General features: G+C 69.6%; 1 protein-coding gene. It reads right to left on the bottom strand.

Annotated elements, in window-relative coordinates; translation table 11 throughout:
- Nucleotides 1-230: hypothetical protein (locus ACM0OY_RS40675; RefSeq protein WP_414574344.1), on the bottom strand; the 230-nt coding region annotated here is incomplete at both ends.

Genomic DNA, 230 nt, shown 5'->3' with positions numbered 1-230 from the left:
CGCGCCCGTCACACGCCAGCGACCGTCAAGCGGCCCCATGCGGCGGTCGGTGTCGAGTTCGGCCTGGGCCACGCCCTGATCATAGGCGACCTCCATGTCCGACGGACTGACCTCATAGCTGGCGGCATAGGCGTCGACGGTCACGGGCCGGGTCAGGGGCGCGCGATGTCGGATCGTCTCGCCGTCACCCTGCGCCGGGGTCCGACCAAAGTCGGAGGGCGGTTCAAAAG

It is taken from the genome of Nostoc sp. CCY 9925, from assembly GCF_963920935.1.
GTDB lineage: Bacteria > Cyanobacteriota > Cyanobacteriia > Cyanobacteriales > Nostocaceae > Nostoc.
This window is presented reverse-complemented; position numbering and strand designations above follow the sequence as displayed.